This is a genomic window from Paraburkholderia nemoris, from assembly GCF_905221015.1.
Lineage (GTDB): Bacteria > Pseudomonadota > Gammaproteobacteria > Burkholderiales > Burkholderiaceae > Paraburkholderia > Paraburkholderia nemoris.
In genome coordinates this window covers 406,955-421,579 of the sequence record NZ_CAJNBO010000004.1, presented here as the reverse complement: position 1 = coordinate 421,579, position 14,625 = coordinate 406,955, and the positions used below count along the sequence as shown (strand labels likewise).

Below are 14,625 nucleotides of genomic sequence, written 5' to 3'. Positions count from 1 at the left end.
TTAATTTTTAAAGATCGAGTCCGCATTCACCACCGAACCGCCGCCCACTTCAACTACCCGGCACCGCTTCGTTCTGCGTCGCTGCATCAGCAGCAGAGAAACGAGATTATGAAGAACTTTCGCTACGCCGTCAACAGGTTTTTCTAACTTCCTGAACCCGCCCACTTCGCGCAAAGCCTTGCCACTGCTGGCTCTCCCGCTTCCCGTGCCCCGGTGTCCGAAGCACGAAAGAGCGAGATTCTAGCGAGCCGCACGGCCCCTTGCAAGCCATATCTGAAATTTATTTCAAGGCGCCTTTTCTATGCGCCCGGGCTCATCGACAACCGGCACTTTCACGTCGGTCGCCAGAGCGTCCGCTGCCGGGGCGCCGATCGTCCAATCGTGCAGCACGGTATAGGCAACCGCCAGCAACGTCGGGCCGATGAATACACCAAGGAAGCCAAAAGCAAACGCACCGCCCAGGATACCCAGCATCACCAGAATCAGCGGCATGTCACTACTCTTGCCGATCAGGATTGGCTTGATGACGTTGTCGGACATGCCGACGACCAACACGCCCCACACAACCAGAAAGATCGCCCAGCCAGTTGAGTCGCCGTGATAAAGCCAGATCGCCGCAGGCAACCAGACGACCACCGGGCCGCCCGGTATCACCGACAGGAAGAACGTCGCCAGCCCGAGCAGCGCCGGCGCCGGGACGCCCGCAATCCAGCAACCGAAGCCGGCAAGAATGCCTTGCACAAGCGCCGTGCCGAGAATCCCGTAGACCACGCCCTTCACCGTGCTGCCCGCCAGCGCTAGCAAGTAATCGGCGCGTTCGCCGGCGATGCGGCGCATGCCCGCCCTCAGCCAAGCCGCCGCGCCCTCTCCTCCGGTATAGAAGAAGAACGCGAGCACGATGCTCAGCGCCAACAAACCCAGACCGTGCGTAACGGCAATCGCAGCCGCCAGAATCCACTTGCCGGCCGGCGCCGCAAGCGCACGCATTTGCGCGATCAGTTCAGAGTTGCTACTCGTTACATTCGCCCAGAACGCCTCGATGTTCGAGCCAACCAGCGGGATTCGTCCAACCCACGGCGGCAAATCCGGCAAGCCAGCTTCGAAGAGTCTTTGTACCAACGCGACGATGTCGTGAACATGCGCGCCAAAGGCAAAGCCCGCATAGACGAACGGACCAAGCACCACAATCAGAATGATGAGCACGATCAACGTCGCGGCGAGCTTTCGGCGCCCGCCGACTGCCGTGGTAAGCCGCCGATACAGGCCCCACGAGCTATAACTGAGAATGGCGCCCCACAACAACGCGGTCGTAAAAGGCGCAAGCACCAGCAGGGAACCACCTACCAATATGATCAACGCGAACACTGCGGCGAGACGTTCAATCAGTTGGTCCGATTTCACTATGAATCTCCTGTTGTGCCAGACCACAGCGACGAATAGACACACGCTTGCCAGGCGCCCACCGACGGTGGTCAGTATAGGAGTGAGCCACGCCCCTGGGCATGTCTTATATCATCCGGCCAGGACGCTGCGCAACGTATCTGACGCCCCCTGCAACGGGCTTATTTTTAATGTGGAAACGTCCCAATCCATCCGGCATAGTCAGCCAAATAATATGGCGGCATAGAAAAGACTAGAATATAAGGTTCTGTGCCTCCCAATTTCCGGATTTATGCGCTCGCGAATCGCCAAACGTCTCCCCCCCGATGCCGACAAGCTTGTCGGTCTCTCGCTCGCGCTTTTCGCGTCGGGCAGCCGCACCGAAGACCGCTTCTGGGAAGCGAAGCTCGATGCGCTGCTGACCAAGATCGTCCGTAACGCCAACCAGACTACGCTGGACGCCGCACTCGATCATCTGCAGCAGAATCATCCCGATGCTTACGGCGCACTCGCCGACATGGCGGAAACGCACAGCGAGTCGTTCATCATCGACCATGAAGGCGCTCCTTATGAAGCGCTGCTGATTGCCGCGCCCGTGCTGGCCTGGACTCGCTACATGATTCCTTCCGGCCCACTCAAAGTGGACGCAGCCGACGCGCTGCGCGCGCACCTGCAAGCGCACGTGCTCGCGGCCAATACGCGTGTGGCCATGGTGCCGTTCCTGTACAGCATCGACCAGCTGCCGCGTCACCACGTCGAAACCTGGCGCATTGCCCAGCAACTCGCTCAAGCAGCCATGGCGGGTGGCAACGTCAAACTCAATTTCGGCGAACTGCCGGAAACCTCGCCCATCCTGGCCGACCCGCGCTTTCTGCTGGCTGTGGTCGCGGCGCCGGTGGGCGAGCCGGCGTTTCGCTGGCAGGAAGAAGAAAACGGCAGCCGGATTGAGCGTGGTCAATGCCTCGAACAATGGGCAACTCAAGGTGGTGCCAATCTGTCGCTGGTGCTGCCCGGATGTGAGTTCGAGTGTCTGCTGCCGGATGCCTATTATTCGGCCTGCCGCGACGCCGACGAACGGGTGCGTCCTCACACGGTACGTACCGCCGTTCGCTATCTATTCGACACAATCGGCGCGGCGCCACAGGAATTGCGCGCGGTTGTTGCAGGCTTCGGCGAGCGCCGTATCGACGAATATCGCGTCGGCTTCACGCGCCGGGGCAGCAATGATGTGATCTACGGCGTCGTATGGCCGCTTTACGGCCGCGAGAACGGCGAACCCGGCATCGACGAAGAACCGCAAGAGACTGCTGCGTCGGATGACCCGCTCGAAGAAATCGTCGCATTGCTCAAGGAGACCGGCGTGACAGACGTGCGCCGCCACTCGGGTCGCTTCGAGCCGGAATATTGCGATGATTGCGGTGTGCCGCTCTATGCGGACCCGCTCGGCGAAATCGTCCATGCCGAAATGCCGGAAGACGCGGAGCCCGCGCAACCGCATTTCCACTGAGCCGCCAGCGCCGGCGTCATTGCGCCGCAGTCAACATCAAAAAGCCCCGCCACGCGCGGGGCTTTTTTATGTCATTCCTCCTATGCCTTTTGGACAGGGGGTCAAACCGAAGGGAATTTGTCATCATAGTGCCGGTGGTGCATCGCAATGCGCCCGGCACCTTCGCCGGCCCGCGCGCATCGCGCCACCTCGCCCGATTCATCTGGAGACACGGCATGCGATTCTCAATACTCAACACAGACGCGGAACGACGCGATGGACTCAAAGCACTGCTGCGGCAAATCGACCGGCTAGCGCGCTTTAATGAAGCACAGGATTGGCGTCAGGTTGAGCGTACGCTCAAGCGTCTGCTGCCCGACCTGCTCGTGATCGACTGGCAGGACTGGATGTCGGTTAACGACACCCGTCATCTGCTCAGCCACTACCCGGACCTGCGCATTGCAGTGCTGACCGACAAGATCTCTCCAACTGCCGTACGGGACCTCATGGACGAAGGTGTGCTCGGCGTGATTCCGCGCGAAACCGACCCATGCCTGATCGTGCGCGCTTTCGAGATGGTTCTGCTGGGCGGTCACTATGTGCCGCCCGGCGCGTTGGCGCTCGATCCTCCGCTACCGCCGGATGTCACTATCCGACCGTTCGATGAAAAGAATCCACCACCGCGCCGGGCCAAGCTTTCCAACGGCCTGTCGCCCCGCCAGGAGCAGATCATGCGCTGCGTCCACATGGGCAGCACCAACAAGATGATCGCGCGCACGCTCGGTATCAGTGAAGGCACCGTCAAGATCCATCTGACCAGCATATTTCAGCAACTCGGAGCGCCTAACCGCGCCGCCGCAGTCGCGCTGTACAACGGCTGGCTGTCGGCTCATTTGCAAGTACTGCGCAACGATGGCGGAGGCCAGGTTCGTCCGGTAATGGGGCAAGCCGGTGTGGTGCCATTGCGGCGCCGCACACTGCGGCGCTTCCAGTATCCGTTGCCCGCGAACGACACGGCCGAGACGCTGCCAATGGCGGCCGAACCGAGCACGCCATACGGCGATGCGCCCGCCGGCCCTGCGACGGAACAAGTCACGCAAGGTTCGGCATAACCTCAGCCGGCGCGCGCGCCAGAATCGAAACGCGCGTTTTTTGACAGCGTTCGCGCCGGCTGGCATGGAATCCGCTCACACCTTTTCTCGTCCAACGAGTAATATGAGATACATGGGTTTCCTCTACACACCGCTTCCGTTCTGGGTCGCTGTCGGTGGCTGGATCGCCACTGCGATAGTGGTCGCGCTCGCGCTGTGGAAAAATCCTTTCAAACGACTTCAAGACGGCACGCTCCAGCATGTCTGGCTCGCGATCATCGTCGCGGTGTCCGTGCTGTGGGCGAGCAACGCGTGGCTCGACGACGGTACTGTCATGCATCTGCTCGGTGCCACGCTGGTCGTCACATTATTCGATTGGGCGCTGGCGCTGCTCGCCATGGCGATCGTCACCGGTCTCGCCGCTGTCGTCTTCGACGCTCCCTGGCAGGGTATTGCACTGACCTTCCTCGTGTTCGGTGCGTTGCCCGTCGGCATCTCAACCCTGATCCAGCGCGCCAGCATCGCCTGGCTGCCGCGTAACCTCTTCATGTTCATCTTCGGCCAGGGTTTTGTCTCACCCGCCATTGCCGTGTCGCTTACGGCGGCCGCGGCGCTCGGCGTTCACATCACACTCGCAGACGGTTCGATGACCGTGGTGCCGGTCGGCTACGCGTTCAGCGTGCTTCTGCTCGCCACTGGCGAAGCCTGGTTCACGGGCATGTCGACGGCATTGATCGCGGTCTACCGTCCGGCGTGGGTTACCACTTATGATGTGCGTCGATATCGCTTGGGCGGACCACGCACCTGACACGAGCGCGGCATCGAGCACGTATCGACGGCAATCTGCCATCCCGGCACATAAAGCGCCTGAGTCCACGCACCACGACAGGACAAAATATTTGTGTCAGGATTGAACTCATCCCTCTCGCCAGGCATCTTACGTGCCTCATGTCTTATTAGCGTCTAACGAACTAGATGGATCGCACCAACGTACCGCGCCGATTGCTGCGGTTGGTCGGCCGGTTAGCAACATTTGCAGCGAGTCTCTCGCTCATTTGCACTGCTCCCGCATACGCCGATCAACTCGAACAGCACAACGATCTCGTCAACAAATTTGTCAATGACTTGCATGCAGACCCGCTAGTCGCGGACTGCGCTGCCCATGGCAATTTTGTTGCGAGCACATCGACCGCCTTCGACCATGTCGAATTTCCACCAAGCTCCTTCGATAGCGCGCATGCCGCGGTCACGCCTTGGAACGATTCGTTCGACGAGGGCAAGCAGCGCGTCAAGGTGGACAACATCGTTACCGTCGAGGGTCTCGGTATCCGCCAGAGCGGCGGTGGAGATCCAGCCGATCTCAAATTCCGTTGCGGCTATGTGGGCGCCCAGATGCTGGCGTTCAGCTGGAACGATCCGGTGCCGCCGGCCCGTGCGCACAGCGCCGGGTCGACGGGATCGCGAGCGTCCTCGGGCAAGCATAAGAGTGTGAAGGGCAAGCATTCCGCCGGTGGTAAAACTACGAAGAAAGCGACCGGCAAGTCCTCGAAGGCAAGCTCGGGAAAATCTTCGCGAGCAACTTCCAGCAAGTCTTCGGGTAAAACGACTGCGAAGAAGTCCGCGGCGAAAAAGACTCAATAGCGGACAAGAGCGAAGGCCGCGTCAGCGGACCCGCACCACAGACCGAGCTCACACCCAGCAAAAAAACGGGGCACACACTTCCAAAGTGTGTGCCCCGTTTCTCTATGCGGCGTCCAGTTACGCGAACGTCTCCACGTGTCGCAAAATAGCCTGCAGCATGGCGGCGCCCAGCGACGCGCTACGTTCACCGTTCCAACCCACCCGCTCGTCCGGCAGATTGGCGTTGTCCTTGAACGGCATCTCCAGCGTCAACGACAGACAGCCAAATTCGTTGCCGATGTACTTCGAAGCCAGCTTGAGCGCGTCCTCACGATACTTGCTCGCGGCGTAGCCGTACTTGTCCTGGAAATCCGGGCTCGCATGCTTGAATGCTTCGATGAACGCTTTCTGCTCCTCGCCCTGCCGCTCGGTGAAACCTGGCAGCATTTCGGAGCCGGCCACAAACACGTACGGCAGCGCCTCGTCGCCGTGGATATCGAAAAAGAGGTCACAACCGGTCGCGTGAATCGCATCACGCACCACGAGCACCTCGGGACTGCGCGCTGCGTTCGGCTCCATCCATTCGCGGTTCAGGTTCGCGCCCGTCGCGTTGGTGCGCAGATTGCCGTGCACGCTGCCGTCCGGATTCATGTTCGGCACGATGTAGAACACTGCGTGGTCGTAAAGCTTGCGCGCCACCGGATCGCCCGCCCAATCGCCCCAACCCGCGAGACGCTTGACGAGACCTTCGATAAACCATTCGGCCATCGTCTCGCCAGGATGCTGACGCGCGATCAGCCAGATCTTCTTCTTGGGCGTGTCGCCGGTTTGCGGCGTGCCAAGCGTCAGCAGCGACATCGGCCGGCCTTCGACGGTCTTGCCCAACTCCGTGAGCGTGGCCTGCGGCATCTGCTGAATCGCGCCGAGAAACTCCGAGTGACGTTCCTCGCTATACGGCTCGAAATACGCGTAGTAGATGCGGTCGAAATCCGGCGTGTGGTCGATCGTCAACACACGGCCGTCGTAGGAAGTCGGCACTCGGAACCAGTTCACGCGGTCATAGCTTGCTACCGCCTGGTAGTCGCGCCAGCCTTCGGCAAAAGCGCACGCAGCGGCATTTTCGAAGGTCATCACGCAGCGCTCGCCGGCCGCGCCGGACAAACGGAAATAAAACCACTGCGCGAACTCGGCGTGACTGTCGGGCCGCACCCGCAAACGGATGTTGCCGGCGTCTTCGCAGGCCAGCACTTCGATCGCACCCGCGTCGAAGTTGCTCGTAATCGATAACGTCATGATGTTCTTCCCTGCTTGTGTGCGCGGCAATCGCTCAATCAGCGATGCGGCGGCGGAATACGTAGGTGGAATCGTTCGAGGCCTCGGCGTCGAACGCATAGCCTTCGGCGTTGAAGGTCTTCAGTTGCTCGGGCTTGTCGAGACGGTTTTCGACCGCGTAGCGCGCCATCAGGCCGCGCGCGCGCTTTGCGTGAAAACTGATGATCTTGTAGCGGCCGCCCTTCCAGTCTTCGAACACCGGTGTGATGATCGGAGCTTCAAGCACTTTGGGCTTGACCGACTTGAAGTACTCACCGGACGCGCAGTTGACCAGCACGCGCGAGGCGGCAGCGCGCTTCTTCAATTGCGCGTTCAAAGCCTGCGTGATCCGTTCACCCCAGAACGCGTACAGATCCTTGCCGCGCGTATTGGCGAAGCGCGTCCCCATTTCGAGGCGGTACGGTTGCAGCAGATCGAGCGGGCGCAGCAATCCGTACAGGCCGGAAAGCACGCGCACATGATTCTGCGCGTAATCCAGATCGGCCGATGACAACGTTCTGGCATTGAAGCCCTCGTACACATCGCCGTCGAACGCGAGCACGGCCTGCTTGGCGTTGTGCGTGCCGAAACTGGGCGACCATTCCGCGTAACGCTGGAAATTGAGGTGCGCGAGCTGGTCGGAAATGCTCATCAACGAACCGATTTGCTGCGGCGACAAAAGGCGCAATCCGCCGATCAATTCGGCCGCATCGTCGACGAAATCGGGGATCGTGTGCTTTTTGACGTGCGGAGGGGTTTCGTAGTCGAGCGATTTCGCCGGCGACAGAACGATTATCATAGAGGCTTGCAGGCACGCCGTGCCTGGCGGTCAAAGACGAAAGCCAGATTGTAACGAATGCCCGGTTCCCATGCCTCACACGGCGCTTTGCGCGTCGTCCTCGATTCCAATGTGTGGATCGATATTCTCGTGTTCGACGATCCGCACACGCGGCCGATCCGCGCCGCGCTCGAAAGTGGCGCACTCGCCGCGCTGATCGACGCGCGCTGCCTCGCCGAACTCACCTACGTGCTCGACTACCCGCAATTCGTGCATCGCAATGTGGACAAGGCGGCGGCGCTTGCCGTCGTTGCACGCCTCGCGCAGTTGGTCGAACCCGCTGCACCCGCCGAAGATGCCAGGCCGTTGCCGAAATGCAAAGACCGCGACGACCAGAAATTCCTCGAACTCGCGCACGCCGCACAGGCCGACTGGCTAGTGTCGAAAGACCGCGCGGTGTTGAAACTGGCCAAGCGGATTGCGCGTGACTTCGGTTTCCAGATTGCGCAGCCGGCGCCGTTCGTCAGCGCCTGTGTGGCAATCGCGGACGAGCCCGCATCGGTATGACCCCTGGCCAGATGGCCAACGTCGGGCCAACTGCGCGCACGCAGGGCCGCGATTCCCTACAATCAGGCTTCGTCCTTTTCGAACGACGTCTTTCGCCAACTTACTCGACCACGCTCCGGACAGCGCCATGAATGCACCGCACGACACGCCCATGAGTCCCTCGTTCCCGTCCCGCCTGCCGGACGTCGGCACGACGATTTTCACCGTGATGAGCGCGCTCGCCGCCGAAAAAGGCGCGGTGAACCTCGGCCAGGGCTTTCCCGACTTCGGCTGCGACCCCCGCATTGTCGACGCGGTCGCAAACGCCATGCGCGACGGCCACAACCAATATCCGCCGATGGCGGGCGCCGCGCCGCTGCGCCAGGCGATTTCGGACAAGATCGCGAACCTGTACGGCCGCCGCTACGACGCCACCAGCGAGATCACCGTGACGGCAGGCGCCACCCAGGCGCTGCTGACCGCGATTCTCTGCACCGTGCATCCGGGCGACGAAGTGATCGTGGTCGAGCCGACCTACGACAGTTACCTGCCGTCGATCGAGCTGGCCGGCGGCAAGCCGGTATTCGTCACGCTCGACGCGCCCGATTACGCGATTCCGTTCGACAAGCTCGCCGCCGCGATCACGCCGAAAACGCGGCTCCTGCTGATCAACACCCCGCACAATCCGACCGGTACGGTCTGGCGCGCGGAAGACATGCGCAAGCTCGAAGAAATCGTGCGCGGCACCAACGTGCTGATCCTGTCCGACGAAGTCTACGAACACATGGTGTACGACGGCGCGCCGCACGAAAGCGTGGCGCGTTATCCGGAACTGGCGCAGCGCAGTTTCGTGGTGTCGAGCTTCGGCAAGACCTACCACGTCACCGGCTGGAAGATCGGCTACGTGGCCGCGCCCGCCGCGCTCACGGCTGAATTCCGCAAAGTGCACCAGTTCAACGTATTCACGGTCAACACGCCGATGCAGGTCGGCCTCGCGGAATACATGAAGGATCCGGCGCCGTATCTGGATCTCCCCGCGTTTTATCAGAAGAAACGCGACTACTTCCGCGCCGGCCTCGCGAATTCACGCTTCAGGCTCCTGCCTTGCACGGGCACCTACTTTCAGTGCGTCGACTATTCGGCGATCAGTGATTTGCCCGAAGCCGAATTTGCGCAATGGCTGACCGGCGAGATCGGTGTCGCGGCAATTCCCGTTTCGGCGTTCTATCACGAGGCGCATGAATCGGGCGTGGTGCGCTTCTGCTTTGCCAAGCAGGAAGCGACCCTCGCCACCGCGCTCGACCGGCTGGCGCGGCTCTAGGACGCCCCGCGCGATGCTGCGAACGAACCCACGTTCCTCGCCATCGCGCGCAGCGGCCCATGCGTGCGTTGCACGCCCGGGTTCATTTCAACCGCAACGCCGTCACGCCTCAAGCCGGACGCGAGGCCGCGATATACGCCTTGCGATCGTCGGTCACGCGCTGCGCGGCCGGCCGGGCGTTGATCGCCTTCACATAGCTTTTCCAGTCCACGCCGGCATCGAGCAGAAAATCGCGGCCGTAGATGGTCTGCGTCGCCATGCCCACCAGCGGCAAGCTCACAAAACCCGCGGCGTCGGCGACACTGAAGCGCTCGCCGCGCAGATACGGTCCGAACTTCGCGATCCGCTTGAAGCCGGCAATGTGATGCGCGAGCAGTTTCTCGACGCGCCCCTTGGTCGCGTCAGTCACAGTGCCACCGAAGAATGCCTCCTTGTAGAGATTGCGCGCGGTCAGTTCGAGATGCACATCCACGAACATGATCAGTTCGCGCTCCTTGGCCGCTTCCCACGGGTCCGCGGAGAAAATCGCCTTGTCGGGAAAACGTGCGGCCAGATACTCGACGATGCCTTGCGATTCGCACAGATCGCCGTGTTCGGTCTGGATATAGGGCACCTTGCCGAGCGGAGAATGCTCGAGCACGGTTTCTTCCTGGCTCGGCAGCACGAACACCTCCTCGAACGGAATACCGTGTTCGAGAAGCACGAACTTCACCTTGTTGTAATAGTTAGAGAGCGCGAAACCGCACAGCTTGATCATCGGGTGTCTCCTTTCTTCGGGTTGTTTGAGACCGCCCGTCAAAATCAACGCGGCGGCCTTCGATCAATCATCCAGTAAATTGCACGATCGTGCTATTCTAAAATAACCATGGAGTCGAGCATCACAATGACCTCTCGCAATTTCAGCATCGAGACTATCGGCATTGTCGGAACCGGTGCAATGGGCCGTGGCATCGCCCAGATTGCCGCGCTGGCGGGCCTCACCGTGCGTCTGTACGACACGAACCCTGCTGCGATCGGCGCCGCGCGCGACTACCTTGCCGAGACTTTCGCCAAATTGACTGCCAAAGGCAAGCTCGACCAGGCCCGCTCGCTCGCCGCACTGGCGAACGTGAGCGGCGCGCAGGTCGTCGGCGATCTGGCCGATTGCGATCTGGTCGTCGAGGCGATCGTCGAAAAGCTCGATGTGAAGCAAGCGCTCTTTCGCGAACTCGAAACGGTGGTGAGCGGCCGTTGCGTGCTGGCGTCGAACACGTCGTCGTTGTCGATTACCGCGATCGCGGCGGGCTGCACGAATCCGTCGCGCGTAGCCGGTTATCACTTCTTCAATCCGGTTCCGTTGATGAAGGTTGTCGAAGTGATCGACGGCCTGCGCAGTGATCCCGCCGTCGGCGACGCGCTGATGGAACTCGCACGCCGCATGGGCCACACGCCGGTGCGTGCGAAAGACATGCCTGGCTTCATCGTCAATCACGCCGGTCGGGGCATGAATACCGAAGGCCTGCGCGTAGCGGGTGAAGGCGTGGCGAGCTTCGCCGACATCGACCGCATCATGCGCGAGCAGGCAGGCTTTCGCCTTGGGCCGTTCGAGCTGCTTGACCTGACCGCGCTCGATGTATCGCATCCGGTGATGGAGTCGATCTATCACCAGTTCTATGAAGAACCGCGCTTCACGCCCTCGCCGATCACGGGCACGCGGCTCGCGGGCGGACTGATCGGCCGCAAAACGGGCGAAGGCTTCTATCGCTATGAAGACGGCAAGCAGCAAGTGCCCGCCGAAGCGCCCGCACCCACTGAACTGCCGCACAGCGTGTGGGTCAGCAAGCGCTATCCGGAGGCGCATGAAGCCGTCGTGCAACTCATCGCCAAGGCCGGCGTAAAACTCGACGAAGGCGCTACACCCGCAGCGGACTCGCTGATCGTCGTGACACCGTTCGGTCATGACGCGACTACTGCCGCCGTCGACGAAACACTCGACGCAACTCGCGTTGTCGCTATCGACGCCCTCTTCCCGCTGGCCGCCGCGCAGCGCCGCACGCTGATGACCACCCCCGCCACCAGCCGCACAGCACGCGAGACCGCGCACGCTCTGTTTGCCGCGGATGGCGTTCCCGTCACCGTGATTCGCGATTCGACCGGCTTCGTCGCGCAACGCGTCGTGGCGACCATCGTCAACATCGGCTGCGACATCGCGCAAAAACAGATCGCAACGCCGGGCGACATCGACCTCGCGGTGACGCTAGGCCTCGGCTACCCGCGCGGACCGCTCGCACTCGGCGATGCACTGGGCGCGAAAACGATCCTCACCATCTTGCGCAACATCTTCAGCGTGCTCGGCGATCCGCGCTATCGTCCGTCGCCCTGGCTTGCACGGCGCGCGCAACTTGGCCTGCCGCTGACGCAACGCGACGCTGCCGACACTCAAACGGAGACCCAACAATGAGCGCCGAACTGCTGACCTCACGCCCGACCGAAAGCGAATCGACGCTGGTCCTCACGCTGTCGAACCCCGGCGCACGCAATGCGCTGCATCCGGACATGTACGCCGCGGGCATCGAAGCGCTCGAATCGGTGGAGCGCGATCCGTCAATCCGCGCCGTCGTGATTACCGGCGCGGACAATTTCTTTTGTGCCGGCGGCAATCTGAACCGCCTGCTGGAAAACCGCGCGAAGGATCCGTCGGTGCAGGCCGAAAGCATCGATCTGCTCGGCGAATGGATTTCGGCGCTGCGTCTATCGTCGAAGCCGGTGATCGCAGCGGTTGACGGCGCCGCAGCCGGCGCGGGGTTTTCATTAGCGCTCGCGTGCGATCTGATCGTCGCGGCGGAAGACGCCAAGTTCGTAATGTCGTATGCGCGCGTCGGTCTCACACCCGACGGCGGCGGCTCGTGGTTTCTCGCGCAAGCATTGCCACGTCAACTGGCAACCGAAGTGCTGATCGAAGGCAAACCGATCGGCGCCTCGCGTCTCTACGATCTCGGTGTCGTCAACAAGCTAGCGAAGACCGGCGCCGTGCGCGACACCGCTGTCGCCTGGGCCGACGAGCTCGGCAAGATTTCGCCGAATTCGGTCGCGCGCATCAAAGGGCTCATCGGCGCCGCCGGAGCACAACCGCTTGCTGAACATCTGGTCGCTGAACGCGACAGCTTCGTCGCCTCACTGCACCATCGCGACGGTCTCGAAGGCATTTCCGCGTTCCTCGAGAAACGCGCTCCGGTCTATAAGTGAACATAAGTGAACGAAGGGACGATGCCTGAATATCAACTCCCCAAGCGCCGCCGCATCTTCCTGATGCGTCACGGCGACGTAACCTACTTCGACGATAGCGGCCGCGCGATCGATCCGGAAACGGTGCCGTTGAATGCGAACGGCCGCGAACAGGCAAGCGCAGCAGGCCGCGTATTCGCCGAGCAGCAGGTCCGGTTCGATCGGGTGATCGTGAGCGGCTTGCCGCGCACGGTCGAAACCGCGCAGCGCCTATTGGCCGAGACCGGTCAGCAGATCGAACTCGACATCGAGCCGGCATGGCAGGAAATTCGCGGAGGCAAGCTGAGCAACATTCCGCCGCAGGATATCGAAGCGGCATTTCTTGGCGTGTTCGATGGCGTCGTGCCGGAAAGCACACGCTTTCTCGACGGCGAAACCATCGGCGCGTTGTTCGACCGCGTGTTGCCCGCGGTGGAGGCGTTACGCGAGGACACGTCGTGGGACACCGTGCTGCTGGTTCTGCACGGCGGCGTAAATCGCGCGATTCTGTCGCACGCGCTCACCGCCGGCGGCCGTACTTTCTTCGGCCACCTGGCGCAGGCCACCGGCTGCATCAACGCGCTCGACGTCGGCGCCGAGCCACGCGACTGGGTGCTGCGCGAGATCAACTATTCACCGCCGTCGCCGCTCCATCGCGACGTTCGCAATACCACGATGGAAATGCTCTACGCACAATTCATTCAATACAAGCGTAGCTGAACCCAAACTGGAGGAGACACATGGTGCAAGCCACACAGACCGGCGAACCAGAACAGAAACCGGATTACTCGGCCTTCGAGGGCACGCGTCCGGTCAATGAGCGGCAACGCTTCGACAGCGACGCGCTCGCCGCGTGGCTAACCCAGCATGTCGACGGATTTGCCGGGCCGCTCACGTTGGAGCAGTTCGCCGGCGGCCAGTCGAATCCCACCTTCAAACTCGTCACACCGTCGCGCTCGTACGTGATGCGCGCGAAGCCCGGGCCGGCCGCGAAGTTACTGCCCTCGGCGCACGCTGTCGAACGCGAATACCGCGTGATGCATGCGCTCGCGGACACCGACGTGCCCGTCGCGAACATGCTCGCCTTGTGCGAAGACGAAAGTGTGATCGGCCGGGCGTTCTATGTGATGGAGTTCGTCGAAGGCCGCGTGCTGTGGGACCAGTCTCTACCCGGCATGACACCTGCGGAGCGCGCGGCGATTTACGACGAAATGAATCGCGTGATCGCCGCACTGCATAGCGTCGATGTCACGGCAATCGGTCTTGCCGACTACGGCAAACCGGGCAATTACTTCGCACGCCAGATCGGCCGTTGGAGCAAGCAGTACGTCGCGTCCGAAACCGAACCGATCGACGCGATGCAGCGTCTGATCGAATGGCTGCCGCAGCATATGCCGGCGGAAACGGGCGAGCGTGCCTCGGTCGTGCATGGCGACTACCGGCTCGACAACCTGATCTTCCATCCCACCGAGCCGCGCGTACTGGCCGTACTCGACTGGGAACTATCGACGCTCGGCGATCCGCTCGCCGACTTCGCGTATCACTGCATGGCGTGGCACGTCGACCCGGCGCAATTCCGCGGCATTGCGGGCCTCGACTGGGCGGCACTCGGCATTCCCGACGAAGCGCAGTACGTCGAGCGCTATTGCAAGCGCACCGGCTTCGAGATCCACGGCGACTGGAATTTCTACCTCGCGTACAACATGTTCCGCATCGCCGCGATCCTGCAAGGGATCATGAAGCGTGTAGTCGACGGCACTGCGGCCAGCGCTCAGGCGCTCGATGCCGGCCGTCGTGCGAAGCCGATGGCGGAACTCGCCTGGCGCTACGCACAGAAGGTACGTTAGGC

At 61.8% G+C, this 14,625-nt stretch carries 14 protein-coding genes; 10 read left to right on the top strand and 4 right to left on the bottom strand.

Annotation, left to right across the window (positions count from 1 at the left end):
• Positions 1–285: 285 nt before the first annotated feature.
• On the bottom strand, positions 286–1,401 hold the full coding sequence (locus KHO33_RS08765; RefSeq protein WP_200564472.1) for an AI-2E family transporter: 1,116 nt from the start codon (positions 1,399–1,401) through the stop codon (positions 286–288).
• A gap of 271 nt (positions 1,402–1,672) precedes the next feature.
• On the opposite strand from KHO33_RS08765, the gene KHO33_RS08760 reads away from it, so the two are divergent.
• The 4 genes from KHO33_RS08760 to KHO33_RS08745 all read left to right on the top strand — a co-directional run bounded on the left by KHO33_RS08760 (position 1,673) and on the right by KHO33_RS08745 (position 5,598).
• Positions 1,673–2,887 (top strand): DUF2863 family protein, encoded by a 1,215-nt coding sequence (locus KHO33_RS08760; RefSeq protein ID WP_054034941.1) that lies wholly within the window; start codon positions 1,673–1,675, stop codon positions 2,885–2,887.
• Positions 2,888–3,102: 215 nt separating this feature from the next.
• The gene (locus tag KHO33_RS08755) at positions 3,103–3,978 is read left to right on the top strand and encodes a response regulator transcription factor (protein WP_200564471.1); all 876 of its coding nucleotides are present in this window, start codon (positions 3,103–3,105) and stop codon (positions 3,976–3,978) included.
• Between the two features lie 112 nt (positions 3,979–4,090).
• The gene (locus KHO33_RS08750) at positions 4,091–4,765 is read left to right on the top strand and encodes an energy-coupling factor ABC transporter permease (RefSeq protein WP_200564481.1); all 675 of its coding nucleotides are present in this window, start codon (positions 4,091–4,093) and stop codon (positions 4,763–4,765) included.
• A 167-nt stretch (positions 4,766–4,932) separates the two neighbouring features.
• Positions 4,933–5,598, top strand: coding sequence for a BspC domain-containing protein (locus KHO33_RS08745; protein WP_200564470.1), 666 nt, complete (start codon positions 4,933–4,935; stop codon positions 5,596–5,598).
• A gap of 117 nt (positions 5,599–5,715) precedes the next feature.
• Here KHO33_RS08745 and KHO33_RS08740 read toward each other — a convergent pair whose 3' ends face one another.
• Together KHO33_RS08740 and yaaA are read right to left on the bottom strand one after the other, a co-directional pair.
• Positions 5,716–6,870: a M14 family metallopeptidase gene (locus KHO33_RS08740; RefSeq protein ID WP_200564469.1), complete on the bottom strand. Its 1,155-nt coding sequence runs from the start codon at positions 6,868–6,870 to the stop codon at positions 5,716–5,718.
• A gap of 34 nt (positions 6,871–6,904) precedes the next feature.
• On the bottom strand, positions 6,905–7,687 hold the full coding sequence (gene yaaA / locus KHO33_RS08735; RefSeq protein WP_200564468.1) for a peroxide stress protein YaaA: 783 nt from the start codon (positions 7,685–7,687) through the stop codon (positions 6,905–6,907).
• A gap of 57 nt (positions 7,688–7,744) precedes the next feature.
• Between yaaA and KHO33_RS08730 the strand changes: the two genes are divergently transcribed.
• Both KHO33_RS08730 and KHO33_RS08725 read left to right on the top strand, forming a co-directional pair.
• The gene (locus tag KHO33_RS08730; RefSeq protein ID WP_054034942.1) at positions 7,745–8,233 is read left to right on the top strand and encodes a putative toxin-antitoxin system toxin component, PIN family; all 489 of its coding nucleotides are present in this window, start codon (positions 7,745–7,747) and stop codon (positions 8,231–8,233) included.
• A 127-nt stretch (positions 8,234–8,360) separates the two neighbouring features.
• On the top strand, positions 8,361–9,533 hold the full coding sequence (locus KHO33_RS08725; protein WP_093639697.1) for a pyridoxal phosphate-dependent aminotransferase: 1,173 nt from the start codon (positions 8,361–8,363) through the stop codon (positions 9,531–9,533).
• A gap of 109 nt (positions 9,534–9,642) precedes the next feature.
• Here the strand turns inward: KHO33_RS08725 and KHO33_RS08720 are convergent, their stop codons facing one another.
• The gene (locus KHO33_RS08720) at positions 9,643–10,290 is read right to left on the bottom strand and encodes a glutathione S-transferase family protein (RefSeq protein WP_054035132.1); all 648 of its coding nucleotides are present in this window, start codon (positions 10,288–10,290) and stop codon (positions 9,643–9,645) included.
• Positions 10,291–10,416: 126 nt separating this feature from the next.
• Here KHO33_RS08720 and KHO33_RS08715 point away from each other — a divergent pair, with 126 nt between their 5' ends.
• From KHO33_RS08715 to KHO33_RS08700, 4 genes are read left to right on the top strand one after another with little or no spacing between them, the layout of a single operon-like run.
• A complete protein-coding gene (locus KHO33_RS08715) occupies positions 10,417–11,973 on the top strand; it encodes a 3-hydroxyacyl-CoA dehydrogenase (protein ID WP_200564467.1) in 1,557 nt (518 codons plus the stop codon).
• Positions 11,970–12,758, top strand: coding sequence for an oxepin-CoA hydrolase, alternative type (locus KHO33_RS08710; RefSeq protein ID WP_200564466.1), 789 nt, complete (start codon positions 11,970–11,972; stop codon positions 12,756–12,758). The genes KHO33_RS08715 and KHO33_RS08710 overlap by 4 nt, the downstream gene beginning before the upstream one ends.
• A gap of 21 nt (positions 12,759–12,779) precedes the next feature.
• The gene (locus tag KHO33_RS08705; protein ID WP_200564465.1) at positions 12,780–13,496 is read left to right on the top strand and encodes a histidine phosphatase family protein; all 717 of its coding nucleotides are present in this window, start codon (positions 12,780–12,782) and stop codon (positions 13,494–13,496) included.
• A 20-nt stretch (positions 13,497–13,516) separates the two neighbouring features.
• The gene (locus KHO33_RS08700; protein ID WP_200564464.1) at positions 13,517–14,623 is read left to right on the top strand and encodes a phosphotransferase; all 1,107 of its coding nucleotides are present in this window, start codon (positions 13,517–13,519) and stop codon (positions 14,621–14,623) included.
• Positions 14,624–14,625: the final 2 nt, after the last annotated feature.

Coding starts and splice junctions, on each gene's coding strand:
- KHO33_RS08715 (WP_200564467.1), top strand. CDS start 10,417: ATGACCTCTCGCAATTTCAGCATCGAGACTATCGGCATTGTCGGAACC.
- KHO33_RS08710 (WP_200564466.1), top strand. CDS start 11,970: ATGAGCGCCGAACTGCTGACCTCACGCCCGACCGAAAGCGAATCGACG.
- KHO33_RS08725 (WP_093639697.1), top strand. CDS start 8,361: ATGAATGCACCGCACGACACGCCCATGAGTCCCTCGTTCCCGTCCCGC.
- KHO33_RS08705 (WP_200564465.1), top strand. CDS start 12,780: ATGCCTGAATATCAACTCCCCAAGCGCCGCCGCATCTTCCTGATGCGT.
- KHO33_RS08760 (WP_054034941.1), top strand. CDS start 1,673: ATGCGCTCGCGAATCGCCAAACGTCTCCCCCCCGATGCCGACAAGCTT.
- KHO33_RS08745 (WP_200564470.1), top strand. CDS start 4,933: ATGGATCGCACCAACGTACCGCGCCGATTGCTGCGGTTGGTCGGCCGG.
- KHO33_RS08700 (WP_200564464.1), top strand. CDS start 13,517: ATGGTGCAAGCCACACAGACCGGCGAACCAGAACAGAAACCGGATTAC.
- KHO33_RS08740 (WP_200564469.1), bottom strand. CDS start 6,870: ATGACGTTATCGATTACGAGCAACTTCGACGCGGGTGCGATCGAAGTG.
- KHO33_RS08755 (WP_200564471.1), top strand. CDS start 3,103: ATGCGATTCTCAATACTCAACACAGACGCGGAACGACGCGATGGACTC.
- KHO33_RS08730 (WP_054034942.1), top strand. CDS start 7,745: ATGCCCGGTTCCCATGCCTCACACGGCGCTTTGCGCGTCGTCCTCGAT.
- KHO33_RS08720 (WP_054035132.1), bottom strand. CDS start 10,290: ATGATCAAGCTGTGCGGTTTCGCGCTCTCTAACTATTACAACAAGGTG.
- KHO33_RS08750 (WP_200564481.1), top strand. CDS start 4,091: ATGGGTTTCCTCTACACACCGCTTCCGTTCTGGGTCGCTGTCGGTGGC.
- yaaA (WP_200564468.1), bottom strand. CDS start 7,687: ATGATAATCGTTCTGTCGCCGGCGAAATCGCTCGACTACGAAACCCCT.